Consider the following 15,721-nt stretch of genomic DNA (forward strand, 5'->3'; position numbering starts at 1 on the left):
AGCGACAAGCCGGCCCGCCTCCGGTGTTGTCGCTCGGAGGTGGGCACAAGGCATGCGACCCCGAGCGGGGACTGATGGGGCGCATGTGACGACAGCTCGGACAGGCCCTGATCACGCCTCAAGTAAGCTGGCACATCGTGCAAAAGCAGCTTCGCAGGTTAGGAGTGATGGGTGGGACGTTCGACCCCATCCATTACGGCCACCTGGTTGCCGCCAGTGAGGTCGCCGACCTGTTCGACCTCGACCAAGTCGTGTTCGTGCCCAGCGGCCAGCCCTGGCAGAAGGACCGCGACGTCTCCGCCGCCGAGGACCGCTATCTGATGACGGTGATCGCCACGGCGTCCAATCCCCGGTTCTCGGTGAGCCGGGTCGACATCGACCGCGCCGGCCCCACCTATACCAAGGACACGCTGCGCGACCTGCGCGCGCTGAACCCGGATTCCCAGCTGTTCTTCATCACCGGCGCCGACGCGCTGGAATCCATCCTGTCCTGGCAGGGTTGGGAGGAACTGTTCGACCTGGCCCGGTTCGTCGGCGTCAGCCGCCCCGGCTACGAGTTGAGCCACGACCACATCACCGGCGTCCTGGGCGAGCTCGCCGATGACGCGTTGACGCTCGTCGAGATTCCGGCGCTGGCGATTTCGTCGACCGACTGCCGCCGCCGCGCCGAGGAGCACCGTCCGCTGTGGTACCTCATGCCCGACGGCGTCGTGCAGTACGTCTCCAAGCGGCGGCTCTACAGCAAGCCGGGCGGCGAGGAGTCCACGTGAGCGCCACGCGGGAAGCCATCGACATGGCGACGGTGGCCGCCGGCGCCGCCGCCGCGAAGCTCGCCGACGACGTCGTCGTCATCGACGTCTCCGCCCAGCTCGCCATCACCGACTGCTTCGTGATCGCCTCGGCGTCCAACGAGCGACAGGTCAACGCCATCGTCGACGAGGTCGAGGAGAAAATGCGCAAGGCGGGCTACAAACCCGCGCGGCGCGAGGGCACCCGCGAAGGCCGCTGGACGCTGCTGGACTATCGCGACATCGTCGTCCACATTCAGCACCAGGACGACCGCGACTTCTATGCCCTGGACCGGTTGTGGAGCGACTGCCCGGTGGTGCCGGTGGACCTGGACGAGCGCGGCGGGGACTCCGAAGACTCGAGCGCGCAATGAAGATTCGTCGGCTGATCATGTTGCGGCACGGGCAAACCGAGTTCAACGCCGGCAGCCGGATGCAGGGCCAGCTCGATTCCGAACTCAGCGAACTCGGACGGGCGCAGGCCATCGCCGCCGCCGAGGTGCTGGGCAAGGTGCAGCCGTTGCTGATCGTGTCGTCGGACCTGCATCGCGCCTACGACACCGCGGTCAGGCTGGGGGAGGTGACCGGCTTGGCGATCCGGGTGGATCAGCGGCTGCGGGAGACGCATCTGGGTGACTGGCAGGGATTGACCCATACCGAGGTCGACGCGCAGGCCCCCGGCGCCCGATTGGCCTGGCGCGAAGACGCCACCTGGGCCCCGCATGGCGGCGAAAGCCGGGTGGACGTCGCGGCGCGCAGCGTGCCGTTGGTCGCCGAACTGGCCGCCGCCGAGCCGGAATGGGGTGATCCCGACGGGCCGGACCGCCCGGTGGTGCTGGTGGCCCACGGCGGGCTGATCGCCGCGCTGTCGGCCGCGTTGTTGAAGCTTCCCGTCGGCAACTGGCCGGTTCTGGGTGGCATGGGCAACGCCAGCTGGGTTCAGCTTTCCGGCCATTCCGGCGACGAGGACGACGAATTCGAGAGCATCCGCTGGCGTCTGGACGTATGGAACGCCTCGGCACAGGTGTCCAACGATGTCCTCTGAATCACGTCCCACACTGCTGATCTTCGCCGACTCGCTGGCCTACTATGGCCCCACCGGCGGCCTACCAGCCGACGATCCCCGCATCTGGCCGAACATCGTTGCCGCCCAATTGGATTGGGATGTGGAGCTGATCGGTCGCATCGGCTGGACGTGTCGGGACGTCTGGTGGGCGGCAACCCAGGACCCGCGGGCGTGGGCGGCGCTACCGCGCGCGGGAGCCGTCATCTTCGCCACCGGCGGCATGGATTCGCTGCCGTCGGTGCTGCCCACCGCGCTGCGTGAGCTGATCCGCTACGTGCGACCGCCGTGGCTGCGACGGTGGGTGCGCGACGGCTACGGGTGGCTGCAGCCCAGGCTCTCCCCGGTGGCCAGGCCCGCCCTGCCGCCGCACCTGAGCGCCGACTATCTCGAACAGACCCGTGGGGCAATCGATTTCAACCGCCCCGGGATCCCGATCGTGGCCTCGCTGCCGTCGGTGCACATCGCCGACACCTACGGCCGGGCCCACCACGGTCGGGCGGGGACCGTGGCCGCCATCACCGCGTGGGCGCAAAGCCACGATGTACCCCTGGTCGATCTCAAAGCCGCTGTCGCAGAACACGTGATGAACGGACGGGGAAACCCCGACGGAATCCATTGGAATTTCGAGGCCCACCAGGCGGTCGCGGAGCTGATGCTCAAGGCGCTCGCCGAGGCCGGCATCTCGAACGAGAAACCCCGCGGGTAGCGCTCGTGACTGTCGTGGTGGTGACCGACTCGTCGGCCCGTCTGCCGGCCGACCTGCTCGACAAGTGGGGGATACGTGTTGTGCCCCTGCACATCCTGCTCGACGGCACCGACCTGCGTGACGGCGTGGACGACATTCCGGGTGACATCCACAAGCTGGCGGCGACCACCGCGGCGGCGACCCCGGCCGAACTCGCCGACGCGTACCAACAGGCGCTGGCCGACAGCGGCGCCGATGGTGTGGTGGCCGTGCACATTTCGTCGGCGCTGTCGGGAACCTGCCGGGCCGCCGAGCGCACCGCGGCCGACCTGGACCCCAACGTGCGGGTCATCGACTCCAAATCGGCGGCGATGGGCACCGGATTCGTTGCCCTGGCCGCCGCCCGGGCGGCGGCCACGGGCGGTGACCTGAACACCGTCGCGGATGCTGCCCGCGAGGCCGTGGCCCGCGGACACGCCTTCATCGTGGTGCACCGGCTGGACAACCTGCGCCGCAGCGGCCGCATCGGGGGCGCCAAGGCCTGGCTGGGCACCGCGTTGGCGCTCAAACCGTTGTTGCGTATCGATGACGGGAAACTCATTCTGGCCCAACGGGTCCGGACTATCAGTCACGCGACGGAGGCGATGATCGACCGGGTCTGCCAGGTCGTCGGCGACGGCACCGCAGCCCTGGCGGTGCACCACGTCAACAACCCGGACGGCGCCACCGAGGTGGCGACGGCGCTGGGCAAGCGGCTACCGGCGTGTGAGCCCGCGATCGTCACCGAGCTGGGACCGGTGCTGGCGCTGCACGTCGGCGCGGGCGCGGTCGCGGTGAGCGTCCAACTCGCCGAAGCTTAGTGGCGATCGCAAGCGCGGCGTAGCCGGGCGCTGCGGGTCGCCACCATCGGCCTAGGCGCTGACCGGCCGTCGCGCGTTGTCGCCGCGCGGGTGAACAACCTGCGGCCACCAGAACCACCGCCCGAGCAGGGTAGCGATCGACGGCATCAGCAGTGTGCGCACGATCAGCGTGTCGAGCAGCAGACCGATGCAGACCGTCGACCCGAACTGACCGAGCACGCGCAGATCGCTCCCCAGCATGGACGCCATGGTGAACGCGAACACCAGACCCGCGGCCGTCACCACCCCACCGGTCCCGGCCATCGACCGAATGATCCCGGTCTTGAGGCCGTGATGGATCTCTTCCCTGAACCGGGACACCAGCAGCAGGTTGTAGTCGGATCCCACGGCCAACAGGATGATGACCGCCAGCGCCATCACGATCCAGTGGATATTGATGCCGAACAAATCCTGCCAAATCAGCACGGACAGACCGAAAGACGCCGCGATCGAGCTGGCAGCGGTGCCGACGATGACCAGCGCGGCCACCACGCTTCGGGTCAGCAGCAGCATGATCATGAAGATCAGCGTCAGTGACGCGATGACGGCGATCATCAGGTCGTACTTCTCACCGTCAGCCATGTCCTTGAACGTCGCGGCGGTTCCGCCGAGATACACCTTGGCGTCGGCCAGCGAGGATTGCTTCAGCGCCTCCTGCGCGGCGGTGCGTTCGGCCGCCACCCGTTCGATTCCCTCCGGCGTCATCGGATCGTCCTGGTGGGTGATGAAGAATCGCGCCGACTTACCGTCCGGCGACAAGAACATGCGCAGACCCGTCTGGAAGTCGGGGTTGTCAAAGGCTTCTGGTGGCAGGTAGAAGAAGTCGTCGTTCTTCGACTGATCAAAGCTCTGACCCATGACGATCCCGGTGTTGCTCATCGCCTCCATCTGGTCGATCATCGCCTTGAACGTCTGATAGAGCGTCAGCGTGATGCCTCTGGTCGTTTTCAAAGTGGCGATCAGCGTGGGAAACAGCTCGGTCAGGTCGCGTGACGCTTTGGCGGTGTGCGTGATGTCGGTCGTCAAATAGTGGAACTGCTCGGCCAATTGGTCGAACCCGTCGAACGTGTCGAACAAAGATCGCAGCCCGATGCACACGGGAATGTCGTAGCAGTGCTTCTCCCAGTAGAAGTACGTGCGGACCGGCCGGAACGTGTCGTCGAAATCGGCGATGTGGTCGCGCAGGCTGTCGGTGATCTGCGACGTCACCTGCGTGGTCTTGGCGCTGTCGTCGGCGGCGTTGGCCAAATCGAGCGACACCTCGTACTGGCGCTGCGTGGTGTCGATTTGGGTCTGCAAGTCATCAGCCATTTTGAGGATGTCGTTCATGCGCTCCTTGAGAAAGCCCATGTTCTGCATCGTCGTCTGGCTCTGGACGCTGTTCTGGAACGGAATCGAGCTGTGCTGAATCGGGATGCCCAGCGGCCTGGTGATGTCCTGAACCATGGCGATGCCGAGCGTGCGCATCTCGTTTTTCGCCACCCGGTCCAATACCAGCATGTCGGCCGGGTTTCGCATGTCATGGTTGGATTCGACCATCAACAAGTCGGGGTTCATCCGGGCCTCGGAGAAGTGCCGATTCGCGGCTTCTTGCCCTTGATTGGCGGGGGCTGACAACGGCAGGTAGTGACGGTCGTTGTAGCTGGGCTTGAAGCCCGGCAGTGCCACCATGCCGACCAGGACGATGGCGGCGCTGACGGCCAAAATCGGTGCGGGCCAACGCACTACCGCGGTGCCCACCCGGCGCCACAGTCGCCCTCGCTTCGCCTGCCTTTCGAAGAAGTGGAAGCGACTGCCGACGAAGACGACCGCGGGGCCGAGGGAAAGCCCGGCGAGCACCACGACCAGCATGCCGATCGCCACCGGCGCGCCCATGGTGTTGAACCAGGGCAGGCGGGTAAAACTCAGGCAGTAGGTCGCTCCCGCGATCGTCAGTCCGGAGCCCAGGACGACCGGGGCGACGCCCTTGAATGTGGTGTAGTAAGCCGTTTCTCGGTCCTCACCGGCGGCCAACGCTTCTTGATATCGCCCGACGAGGAAGATGCCGTAGTCAGTTCCCGCGGCGATCGCCAGCATGGTGAGGATGTTGGCGGCGAACGTGGTGAGCCCGAATGCGTTGTTATAGGCCAGAACCGCGACGACGCCCCGCGCACACGCCAGCGCCACGAAGGTCATGAAAAGCTGGATCAGCGTCGTGACGATCGACCGGTAGACCAGCAGCAGCATGATCGCGATCGCGCCCAGAGTGAACAGCGTGATCTTGGCCAGGCTGGCGTTACCGATGATGTGCATGTCGTCGGATAGCGCCGCGGGGCCGGTGACATAGGCCTTCACGCCGGGTGGCGCCTTGTTCTCATCGATCACCTTGCGGACGGCGTCCACGGAGTCGTTGGCCTGCGTGGTGCCCTGATTACCGGCGAGGTTCACCTGCACGTACGCGCCCTTGGCGTCGGCGCTCTGCGCTCCCGCAGCGGTCAGGCGGTCGCCCCAGAAGTCCTGGATGTGCTGGATGTGCGCGGGATCCTTGCGCAGGTCTCGGATCAGCTTGTCGTAGTACTTGTGCGCGTCCGGGCCCAGCGGCTGCTGACCCTCCAGGACGATCATCACGGTGCTGTTCGAGTTGAATTCGTGGAAGTTACTGCCCAGCCGCATCATCGCCTTCATCGACGGCGCGTCCAGGGGAGTCATCGGCGCCGAATGCGCCTCGCCGACCACTTCCAGGGAGGGGACCAGGACGTTCACCAAGACGGTGATCACTAACCAGCCCAGGATGATCGGGATCGCAAAGATGCGGATCGCGTGGGGGAGGTAGGGGCGGTGGCCGCGCTCGGCCTTCGACAGGCCGCGAGTGCTGATCGGGCCGGTGGCTGCGTCGTCTTCGGCGCTTCTGGCGCCGGAATCGGTCTCGTTGTTCACATTGCTCATGCGGACTTCACCAGGCAGAAGGTCTGGGCGTTATGGCCGTCGGAGTTCTGGTTGTCGCGGACGACGCCGTCCACGGTGATCTTGCAGTTGATCGTGGGGCCGTTGCTTTGCGCCATGATGTTGGCGCTCACCGAGGGCAACGTGGTCGAGATCGTCGTCGACCACGGCAGCGGCGCGTTGTCGACCTGATGCGTGTTGGCGTTCTCGTCCCAATAGTTGATGTTTGCCGTGGTGCCCGGGGCGCCGGAAATCTCGTAGACGACGACCTTCGGGTTGAACTGCACGATTTCGATCCCCTTGCCGGCGTTCGCGTTGAGATCTTCCGAGCCGAAGAGCTTGTGCAGCCGTGACACCACGAGTGCAGACAAAGCCAAAACGACCACCAGCAGCAGCGGGATCCACGCCTTTTGCAGCACGCGGGTCAAGACACCGGGGCGAGGACTTGATTTCGGATCAGCCATCACCCGACCGCCTTTCGCCCACCGCTTCGGGCCTCGCCGCAAAGCTCACCAACCATCGCCGACGACATCGATGTCAACGGAAAATTTGCTCAGCTACGCATCCTAACCATAGTGCACGCAAGCGTTCCTCCTGGGGCGGCCGGCTGTGGCGAACGGCATAGGCCCTATCGGGCGAGCCGGCCGGTGACCGGCGGCAAATCCGCCAGCGTCACGATGCCCGGCCTGGCCGCCACCACCGCCGGGACGGCGTTGGTCACCGGCATCGCGGTGTAGATCATTCCCAATCCCATGAACCCGGGCTCCGTCCAGTCCTTGGGCGGCAGGCAGTGCAGAACCGTGCGCATGTTGGGCAGGCCGAACACCTGAATGACGTGCCCGTGCTCGAGTGGTTTGGGCGGGACGACATGGTTGCCCATGGTCCAGTTGAACCCGACGCTGACGACGTTGCGATCGCCGACCCAGCCGCGGTGGTAGCCGTAGACGCTGCCGACGGTTCCGGCGGGAATCTTCATGAACCCCAGATCCGAGTCGCCGGTCGCCGCGGTGAACGTGACGTCGAAGGTCATCTTGTCCAGCTTCGCGCCGATCTCGTCGGCCATCATCGCGGCCGACTCGGCGAAGACCTCGCTCTCCCGGCGCACACTGTCGGCCAGCCCCGGGGTGTCGGGGTCTTGCGAGAACCCCATGGCGGTTTGGGTTTCGGCCGATTCGTAGGTCGAGCAGTCCACCGACTCGGTGATGCGAATCTCGTCGACGCGCTCGCACGAGGCGGACAGCACCATGCCGACCATGTTGGTCATGCCCGGGTGCGCGCCGCTGCCGAAGATCGTCGAATTGCCGCGTCGGCAGGCGTCTTCGATTCGCTTGCGGTCCTGCGGCGTCTGCTTGCCGCCGGTGATCCAGGCCGCGCTGGTGCACACGTTGACCCCCGATTCCAGCAGCCGCACCAGCTCGTCGATGTCGGGCCACAACGGGTTGTAGCAACACGCGTCGGCGCCCAGGGCGATCAGCGCGTCGATGTCGTTGGTGGCCTGCACCCCGGTCGGCTCCGGCCAGCCCGCCAATTCGGCGGCGTCGACCCCGACCTTCTCCTCGCCGTGGGCGTACACGCCGACGAGTTCCATGTCGGGCCGCCCGATGATGGCGTGCAGCGAGCGCCGCCCGATGTTCCCGGTCGTCCACTGGATGACGCGTAGGGGACGGTCAGTGCTGGTTGCGCTCATCGTGGCTCCTTTGCCGCTGCGGGGGTGGAACCATTATGCGAAGCGCGCTACCGGCCGGCGCGCGCGCGTCCACCGGGCGGGCTCAGGCGTCCAAACGGGCGAATTGGTGTTGGCTGTACTGCTCCACGCAGGCGGCGCGCCGGATCTTGCCACTTGTCGTGGTCGGAATGGACCCGGGCGGTACCAGGACGAGGTCCCCGACATTCACGCCGTGGTTATTGGAAATCGCCGAGGTGACGTCGGTTTTGATGGAGGTGAGCCAGTGCCTGACGTCGTGGGTCTCCCCGCTGGAATCGCCACGCTTCTTCAGCTCGATGACCGTGACCAGCTTCTCGGTGCTGTTCACCGGCACCGAGATCGCCGCGACCCGACCACCCGTGATCTCTTGGACCGTCGCCTCGATGTCCTCGGGATAGTGGTTGCGCCCGCGGATGATCAGCAGGTCCTTCATGCGGCCGACAATGAACAGCTCGCCGGAGTGGATGAAACCCAGGTCGCCGGTCCTCAGCCAGGGACCGTCGGGCGTCCCCGGTGACGGGTCGACGAGCGTGGCGCCGAAGCATCGCTGCTCGGCCGGCGTTTTGCGCCAGTATCCGTCGGCGACGTTCTCGCCATGCACCCAGATCTCGCCGACCGCGTCGGGCGGGCATTCGCGGCTCGTCTCGCTGTCGACGATCCGGAGCATGGGCGACTGCGGCACCCGGTACTTGACGAGCGCCGTCGCTTTCGCGGTCGCCGTTCCCCTTCCGGGTGCGCACGGCCGAACGCGGCCCGCCCCGAGCTCTTCGGCGTCGAAGTGGCCCGCCGGCGCGGATTCACTCCAGGTGCCGGTCGCCACGAAGACGGTCGCCTCGGCCAAGCCGTATGAGGGACGCATCATGTGGTCCCGGAAATTGAAGTGCGCGAACCGATCCACGAAGCGGTGCAGGGTGGCCGCCTCGACACGCTCCGCGCCGCTGATGATGCCCAGCACGTCGCCGAGGTCCAGGCCGGCCAGGTCTTTGTCGGTGGTCTTGCGGGCGGCCAGGTCGAAGGCGAAGTTGGGCGCCGACGACCAGGTGTGCGGATGTTCGGCCAGCGTTCGCATCCACCTGGCCGGCCTCTCCAAGAACGCGACCGGACTCGTCAGCTCGGCGCGGTGGCCGCTCAGGATGGGCGCGCAGACGCCCAGCACCAGACCCATGTCGTGGTAGAAGGGCAACCACGACACGATCGTGGCCTCGGTCGGAAACTTGGTTCCGAAGTCCACGAAGAAGCTGCGCATCAGCTGTTCGAAATTGGCCTCGAGGTTTCGATGCGAAATCATCACCCCGGTCGGCGTTCGGGTCGAACCCGAGCTGTACTGCAAATACGCGACGGTCGGCAAATCATCCGTCGGAACGTTTGCTTCGCCCTCGACATCGAGGTTCATCGAATCGATTTCGACGATCTTGGGGACATCGTCCATGCGTGCCCGGTCGACGTATTCGGCGACATCCTCCGCGACGTCGGACGTCGTGAGAACCACCGACGGCGACGTGTCGGCGAGGACCGCGCTGACCCGCGCATCACTGGAACCGCGATGCGGCAGCGGCAGCGGCACGGCGATGAGCCCGGCCTGCATGGACCCCAGGAACGCCGCGATGTAATCCAGGCCCTGGGGCGCCAGGATCACCGCCCTGTCGCCGACCGACCCGTGCGGGCCGAGGTCCCGTGCCACATTGAGTGTGCGGCGCGAGACTTGCGACCACGTGAGCGTCTCGCGCACACCGTCCCAGTCGTGCTGGTAGTCGGTGAACGTGTAGGCAACGTCGTGGGGCCGCAGGCTGGCGCGTCCGTGCAGCATGGCGAGGATCGACGACTGAGACATAGGCGCGCTCAGTCGGTAACTTCGCTTGCGCCGTGCGAGAACACGGACGTGGCACCGGCGAGGATCTGCGAGAGCGGGTCGGCGTCGCCGCCGAAGGTCGCCTGGTTGGCCGGCGCGGTGACCTCCGCCGGGTCGAAGCCGTGCACCGGGTCCACCTGAACCGGGGCGGTCGACGGGTCGTCGTTTCGCGAGTAGCCCGCATTCACGCGGGGAATCAGGATCGCGTCGAGCTTGTTCAGCGTGTCCTCGTCAATCCCGACGTATTTCAGCGGCATGACCAGCGGAAGGTGCTTTTCCGGAACCATGATCGTCGTGTCTTTCGCGCCCCTGGAGTTGATCGTCGTCCTGATGTTCTGCGGCGGCACCATGCTCGGGTTCGTGAAGGCCACCGCCGTGTGACCGGTGGCGAGGCCGAGCAGCGTGTTGGCGAGCGCGAACATGTTGTCCGGCCGGTCGGGGAAGTCCGCGATCGAGTCGTACGCGGCCACGAACCTGTTTGTGTCGTACTGGCTCTCATACGGCGGCGGCATGGTGTAGTCGAGCGCGGGGACGACGCTGCCGACCGGGAACATGGCGGTCAGGAAACTCTGACCGAAGGCGTGACGCCCGATCGGATCGCCGAACGTGGCGAAGTTGAGCTTGTCGGGCGGGGGAGCGGTCGGGTCGTTCGCCAGCCGAGCCTGCACGCCGTCGACCACGAACGCGCCCTCCGACAAGCCGATCGCCGTACCCGGGCGGCCGGTGCGGATCGCCGCATCGAGGTTGTCGATTCCCACGTCCACCGACTCGCCGACGCTGGGGCCGTCCGCGCCCAGCCCCGGGAACTGCTCATCGAGCTTGCCGATGCCCGGGAAGAGCCGCTCCAGCACGTGCCCCTGAACCTGGCCCGCCGGGTAACGGACGATTTCGCGCTTCTGACCGGGGAACCATTGGGCGCCCTCCTGACGGATGTACTCGTCGTAGGGGATGCCCAGAACGTGAGCGCCGCCGAGCGCGAACGCAGTCTGGTCGCCCGGGGCCCCCGGAGTCGGCGGACCGCCGATGGGCGACTCGTCGGCGGTCGCGGTATTGACGCCGAAACACCCTGTGGCACCGACGGTTACCAGCGCCGTCACTCCCGCGAGTAGTTTCTTCATCCCTACTCCTGACCGCTCGAATTCGCCTCGTAGTCTCACATACATCATGTGCAGGTGCTAACCGGGCCGCGGCTCGGCGCGTCCATCCAGTGACGGTTTTGGCGACGGCACGCCCCCCTGTGACGGCCACCAGTTCGCCCGTCCGACCAGCGCGGCGATGGCGGGAACGGTGATGGTGCGCACCAAGAAGGTGTCCAGCAATATGCCCACCCCGATCACGAAACCGCCCTGGACCACGGTGCTGATGCTGGAGAACAAAAGGCCACACATCGAGGCCGCAAAGATCAGACCCGCCGCGGTGATCACGCCGCCCGTCGAGCCCAGCGTCCGGATGATGCCGTAACGCATGCTGTGTCCAGACTCCTCGCGCATTCGCGAGACGAGCAGCATGTTGTAGTCGGCCCCCACCGCGACCAACACCACGAATGCCAGCGGGGGCACACTCCAATGCAATTGCTGGCCCAATAGATATTGAAATACCAGCACGCCGATGCCCACCGCCGACAAATACGAAATGACCACGGAAGCAACCAGATACAGCGGCGCGACAACCGCGCGCAGCAGGGCGATCAAGGTTAAAAGGACGACGATGAGCGTCACCGCGATGATGAACCGGATATCGTGCTGGTAGTAGTCACGCGTGTCCTTCAGCGCGACGGTATATCCGGCCATCGACACGGTGGCGTCCGCCAACGCGGTATTCGGCTGCGCTCCACGAGCCGCCGCGATGATCGCGTTGACCTGATCCATGGCTTCCGTGCTGAACGGATTCAGTTTGGTTTGAACCAAATACCGCACCGAGTGGCCGTCCGGCGAAATGAAGACCTTGGCCGCCTTCTGAAACTGCTCCAATTGCAGCAGCTGGGGCGGGATATTGAACCCGGCCATTGCCGGATGTGCCGCATCGCGTTTCAGTGACAACAGAAACGCCGCCGACTCGTTGAGTCCGCTACCGAGCTGCTTGAGTTGGTCGACGAGTTGAGCAACGGCGTCGGCCACCTGGCGGCTGCCACCGGCCAATCGGTTCGCGCCGTCTTGCACAGTGTTCAGATTCGTTTGCATGCCACCGGGTTTGTCCAACCCCATGGAGTGCAACACCTTGGTGAGCTTGGCCAGCGAGGCGCGCACGCGGTCGGTCGACGCCTTGAGCGTCCGTTTGTCCGGGGACTCCTGCAGTCGATGGGCCAACTCGTTGATCGCATCGAGGTCCGCTTGGTTTTGCGGGCCGACCAGTTGCTCGAACGCCCCGCGGGTGTCGCTGCACGACGGATCGGCATCGCATCGCGGGTTGCCCTGCAGCGCCGCCAGCACCGGGCCTATCCAGGCGAAGACGTTCTTGGCCGCCGAGAAGTTCCAACCCATGGAATTGCTGATCGCGTTGACATGGTCGACGAGCTGGGCCGTGAGGTCGACCTGTTTCACCAGCGCGTCGCCGCTGTACTGGTTCTTCGCCGACGCGAAGGCGCTCTCCAGTTCCTGCACACTCGCGGCGAGCTGGACGACCTGGCCTCGCACGTTGCCGAGGTTGTCGGCCAGCGTGCCCGCGCCGGCGACCAACCGGTTGAGGTCGCCTGTGTGATCTTTGATCAGGGTGGACCCGTCCGCCAGCAGGGTGCCGATGGCACCGGCCTGATACGTCGCCCGGAATTGTTCCGGCACATTGCCGGTCGGGCGCGTGATGCCGCTGACGGCAGCAACATTCGGCAGTTGGCTGACCCGGTCCGCCATCTGTTCCAGGTCCGCGAGGGCCTTGGGCGTGCGCAGGTCATGCGGCGATTGGACCAGGATGTATTGCGGAATGGACTGATTCACCGGGAAATGGCGATCCAGCGCGGCGTACCCGATGGAGCTCGGCGCCGAAGTCCGCAGGGCCTTGCGATCGTCGTAGTTGTAGCGCACCAGGCCGGCGCAGCTGGCCAGGACGATCAACACCAGCACACTGGCAATCAGATTGACCTTCGGTCGGCGCACGATGCGGATGCCCGAACGCCGCCAGAATCGTGTGGTCAGTTCGCGCCGGGGTTTGACCCAGCCGCGTCGCCCCGCAAGCACCAGGATCGCCGGCAGTAACGTCACCGCGGCGAGGAATGCCACACCGATCCCGATCGCCGCCGACGCCCCGACCGTTTTGAACACGCCCATCCGGGCGAAGCTGATGAGGAGAAACGTGATGCCGACGGTGGCGGCGGATGCGGCGATCACTTTGCCGATCGAGAACAGCGCACGCTGTACCGCCTCATCGGAATTCGCACCCGACCGCAAATAGTCGTGATACCGGCTGATGAGGAAGACCGCGTAATCCGTTCCGGCGCCGGCCATTATGGCGCTGAGGAAGACGACGGACTGGTTTGAGACGCCCGACCCGGTCAGTTGGGAGTAGCCCGCTACCACCGCCTGGGCGATGACCAGGGATGTGCCGATGCTCAGCAACGGCAGCAGCATGGTGACCGCGCTACGGTAGATCACCAGCAGGACGACGAGCACCAGAACCGCGATCGCCAGCTCGATGGGCATCCGATCCCGAGCGCCGGCGACCGTGAGGTCGGCGACGGTCGCCGCGGGGCCGGTCAGGTTGACCGTCAGCGGCGTGCCGCTGACGACGCGTTGGACGATGCCGTCGATCCGGTTGAACGCGGCATACGAGCTGGGAGTGCCCAGCTCGCCCGCAACGCCGACCGGGAGCACCCAGGCCTTGTGGTCTTTGCTGGTCACGGCCGAGCGCAGGGCCGGTGTGCTGACGAAATCCTGCAGCATCAACACATCTCGCGTGTCCTGCCGCAGCGTGTCCACCAGTGTGCGGTAGGTGGCTTCGTCGGCGGGGCCCAGACCCTTGTCGTTGGTCAGGACCACCAGCAGGAGGTTTTCCGAGCCCGCCTCGTGAAACGCCTCGGTCATCTTTCGGGCCGTGACGCTCGATGGCGCGTCGCTGGGCAGGATGGCGAGCGGGTGCTTCTCGGCCATCTCGCCGAGCGATGGGAAGGTCAGCGGCAGCGCGACCGCAATCGCGACCCAGATCCCGATCACTGCCCAGGGCCACCGCACCACAAAATCGGCTAGCCGTCGCATACCGCCCTCACCCCCGGTCGGCGGCAACTCAGCCGCCCTCGACCGGGCCCGGTCAAACCACGCGATTTCGCATCACGTGCCATCGAAGTGCTCCACGCTACGCGACGCGCCCCCAGCTCCCGCTGCCGGCGACCCGCACACAGACCGACTTCATCGCTTCCATATAGCGGACAACCGATTTCCGGGCGACCGGGTTGTCGGGATGCATAATCGCCATGACCGTGCCCTCGCCGTACCGGAATATGTAAATGGTCAGCTGATGTGAATACCGGCCGTCCGGGTAGATCCCGATATTGTTTGCGAGTCCCAGGTCGGCGGCGGCAAGAATGGCGTTGAGGGGGGCGGCGCCGCCGTGAAAGAAGTTCGACACCGGAAAGTTTGGCTGCGGCCAGCTCAGCCACGGCGCCAGTTCCAACACGCGGTAGTAGGGCACCTTTGCCATGTCCAGGCTGTTATCGAAAGAAGCCTGCGCCGCCCATGCGGCGTCGCCGAAAGAGGCGGCGGCTATCGGCACGGTGATCGGAATCAAGCCGGTAAACCAACCCTGCGTCATGAAATTGTCGGTGGCTTTGCGTGAATCCCGGGGAGTGAGACCGTAATACGTCAGGGCGCCGGTGAATTCGTGCTCCACCAGGGCGAGGCAGGCGAACAGGCCCCCGACAAAGCGCGCGCCGGCCGCCGCGCAGGCCGATTCGAATCGCTCCGTCTGCGCGTCGTCCATCAACAGTTCGGACGTCATGTCGCTCCTACTGGATTCCTGCGGGTTACCCAGCGGCAGCGGGAATTCGGGAAAGCCCCCATTATTGTTCTCGGCGAAGTCAATCCACGCGCGCACCTCAGGCGAATCAAGAGTCAACGCCGACGTGTATTCGCGTTCGCGGATGCAGAAATCGTCGAAGCTGCCGGCATCGGGAAGAGTAAGGGCCTCACCGCCCCCGCTCAACGCCGTGTACATGCCGTTGGCCTCCATCATGGTGGTGCCGATCAATGTCGCGTCCCCGTGGACATGATCCATGGCCGCAAAGAACGTGAAATGGTTCTCGCTCTGGATAATTCCGAAGGTGAAGCAGCCCCATTCCAGCGGATTCGGTATGGCCACCACGTGAGCATGAATTTCCTCAGCCGTCATCTCGCCGTGCTCGACCGGCGCGAATTCGATGTCGGCGGGATCGCCGATGGTGTGCCTGATGAACTCCCCGTCACCGGTGTCCTCGAACCAACTGCGGAAGGTGTCGTGCCGGCGCAGGTACGTGTTGACGGCGTGGTTCATGGCGGCGATGTCGCACGTCCCGGCGACCTCACAGGTGGCGATGATCTGCCGTGAGAAATTCAGTCCGGCGGCGGTGCGGTCGCGGTAGTTGCGAAGGTGTTGGCCCTGCATGTAACTGACCGGCACCGAGCTGACCGGGGCTTGTCGTGCCTTTTCGGCGGCCGCGGCGGTCGGGTGCCATGAGGTGACCGAGCCCGGCGTCAGCGTCCAATCATCGAGTGAGCCGATCGTTATCTTCCCGATGCGCAAAACTTCGTCCTCCTCGGTTTGAACTGCCGCGGCACGCTGGCGTCGCGACCAAGATAACCCTCGAAGTGATCGCCGTCGCAGCCGTGCGCGGGCCACCGCCTACA

The 15,721-nt window shown here is 65.5% G+C and carries 12 protein-coding genes; 5 read left to right on the forward strand and 7 right to left on the reverse strand.

The window, feature by feature from the left end:
- Positions 1–167: 167 nt before the first annotated feature.
- The 5 genes from nadD to OCU_RS33955 are packed head-to-tail and all read left to right on the forward strand — an operon-like array spanning position 168 to position 3,399.
- Positions 168–770, forward strand: a complete 603-nt coding sequence (gene nadD, locus OCU_RS33935; protein WP_008255237.1) for a nicotinate-nucleotide adenylyltransferase — start codon at positions 168–170, stop codon at positions 768–770.
- A complete protein-coding gene (gene rsfS / locus OCU_RS33940) occupies positions 767–1,162 on the forward strand; it encodes a ribosome silencing factor (RefSeq protein ID WP_008255239.1) in 396 nt (131 codons plus the stop codon). Before nadD ends, rsfS begins: the two co-directional genes overlap by 4 nt.
- Complete coding sequence (gpgP, locus tag OCU_RS33945; RefSeq protein ID WP_008255240.1) at positions 1,159–1,833, forward strand: glucosyl-3-phosphoglycerate phosphatase; 675 nt, start codon at positions 1,159–1,161, stop codon at positions 1,831–1,833. Before rsfS ends, gpgP begins: the two co-directional genes overlap by 4 nt.
- Positions 1,823–2,560, forward strand: a complete 738-nt coding sequence (octT, locus tag OCU_RS33950; RefSeq protein WP_014379689.1) for a diglucosylglycerate octanoyltransferase — start codon at positions 1,823–1,825, stop codon at positions 2,558–2,560. Before gpgP ends, octT begins: the two co-directional genes overlap by 11 nt.
- A 5-nt stretch (positions 2,561–2,565) precedes the next feature.
- The gene (locus OCU_RS33955; protein WP_036458559.1) at positions 2,566–3,399 is read left to right on the forward strand and encodes a DegV family protein; all 834 of its coding nucleotides are present in this window, start codon (positions 2,566–2,568) and stop codon (positions 3,397–3,399) included.
- Between the two features lie 51 nt (positions 3,400–3,450).
- On the opposite strand, the gene OCU_RS33960 is transcribed toward OCU_RS33955, so the two are convergent.
- From OCU_RS33960 to OCU_RS33990, 7 genes are all read right to left on the reverse strand, one after another.
- Positions 3,451–6,363 (reverse strand): MMPL/RND family transporter, encoded by a 2,913-nt coding sequence (locus OCU_RS33960; protein ID WP_009953589.1) that lies wholly within the window; start codon positions 6,361–6,363, stop codon positions 3,451–3,453.
- The gene (locus OCU_RS33965) at positions 6,360–6,824 is read right to left on the reverse strand and encodes an MmpS family transport accessory protein (protein WP_172417500.1); all 465 of its coding nucleotides are present in this window, start codon (positions 6,822–6,824) and stop codon (positions 6,360–6,362) included. Before OCU_RS33965 ends, OCU_RS33960 begins: the two co-directional genes overlap by 4 nt.
- 164 nt (positions 6,825–6,988) lie before the next feature.
- On the reverse strand, positions 6,989–8,047 hold the full coding sequence (locus OCU_RS33970) for an NAD(P)H-dependent amine dehydrogenase family protein (protein ID WP_009953591.1): 1,059 nt from the start codon (positions 8,045–8,047) through the stop codon (positions 6,989–6,991).
- An 82-nt stretch (positions 8,048–8,129) separates the two neighbouring features.
- Positions 8,130–9,896: an AMP-binding protein gene (locus OCU_RS33975; RefSeq protein ID WP_009953592.1), complete on the reverse strand. Its 1,767-nt coding sequence runs from the start codon at positions 9,894–9,896 to the stop codon at positions 8,130–8,132.
- A gap of 8 nt (positions 9,897–9,904) precedes the next feature.
- Positions 9,905–11,032 (reverse strand): acyltransferase PE, encoded by a 1,128-nt coding sequence (pe, locus tag OCU_RS33980; RefSeq protein ID WP_009953593.1) that lies wholly within the window; start codon positions 11,030–11,032, stop codon positions 9,905–9,907.
- Positions 11,033–11,089: 57 nt separating this feature from the next.
- On the reverse strand, positions 11,090–14,098 hold the full coding sequence (locus OCU_RS33985) for an MMPL/RND family transporter (protein WP_044059208.1): 3,009 nt from the start codon (positions 14,096–14,098) through the stop codon (positions 11,090–11,092).
- Positions 14,099–14,195: 97 nt separating this feature from the next.
- Positions 14,196–15,617 (reverse strand): condensation domain-containing protein, encoded by a 1,422-nt coding sequence (locus tag OCU_RS33990; RefSeq protein WP_014379694.1) that lies wholly within the window; start codon positions 15,615–15,617, stop codon positions 14,196–14,198.
- Between the last annotated feature and the right edge of the window lie 104 nt (positions 15,618–15,721).

Source organism: Mycobacterium intracellulare ATCC 13950 (assembly GCF_000277125.1).
Lineage (GTDB): Bacteria > Actinomycetota > Actinomycetes > Mycobacteriales > Mycobacteriaceae > Mycobacterium > Mycobacterium intracellulare.

What these genes read in the sequence shown, in the direction of transcription:
- OCU_RS33965 (WP_172417500.1), bottom strand. Translation starts at nt 6,824, where the DNA reads ATGGCTGATCCGAAATCAAGTCCTCGCCCCGGTGTCTTGACCCGCGTG.
- OCU_RS33985 (WP_044059208.1), bottom strand. Translation starts at nt 14,098, where the DNA reads ATGCGACGGCTAGCCGATTTTGTGGTGCGGTGGCCCTGGGCAGTGATC.
- octT (WP_014379689.1), top strand. Translation starts at nt 1,823, where the DNA reads ATGTCCTCTGAATCACGTCCCACACTGCTGATCTTCGCCGACTCGCTG.
- nadD (WP_008255237.1), top strand. Translation starts at nt 168, where the DNA reads ATGGGTGGGACGTTCGACCCCATCCATTACGGCCACCTGGTTGCCGCC.
- gpgP (WP_008255240.1), top strand. Translation starts at nt 1,159, where the DNA reads ATGAAGATTCGTCGGCTGATCATGTTGCGGCACGGGCAAACCGAGTTC.
- OCU_RS33975 (WP_009953592.1), bottom strand. Translation starts at nt 9,896, where the DNA reads ATGTCTCAGTCGTCGATCCTCGCCATGCTGCACGGACGCGCCAGCCTG.
- pe (WP_009953593.1), bottom strand. Translation starts at nt 11,032, where the DNA reads ATGAAGAAACTACTCGCGGGAGTGACGGCGCTGGTAACCGTCGGTGCC.
- OCU_RS33970 (WP_009953591.1), bottom strand. Translation starts at nt 8,047, where the DNA reads ATGAGCGCAACCAGCACTGACCGTCCCCTACGCGTCATCCAGTGGACG.
- OCU_RS33960 (WP_009953589.1), bottom strand. Translation starts at nt 6,363, where the DNA reads ATGAGCAATGTGAACAACGAGACCGATTCCGGCGCCAGAAGCGCCGAA.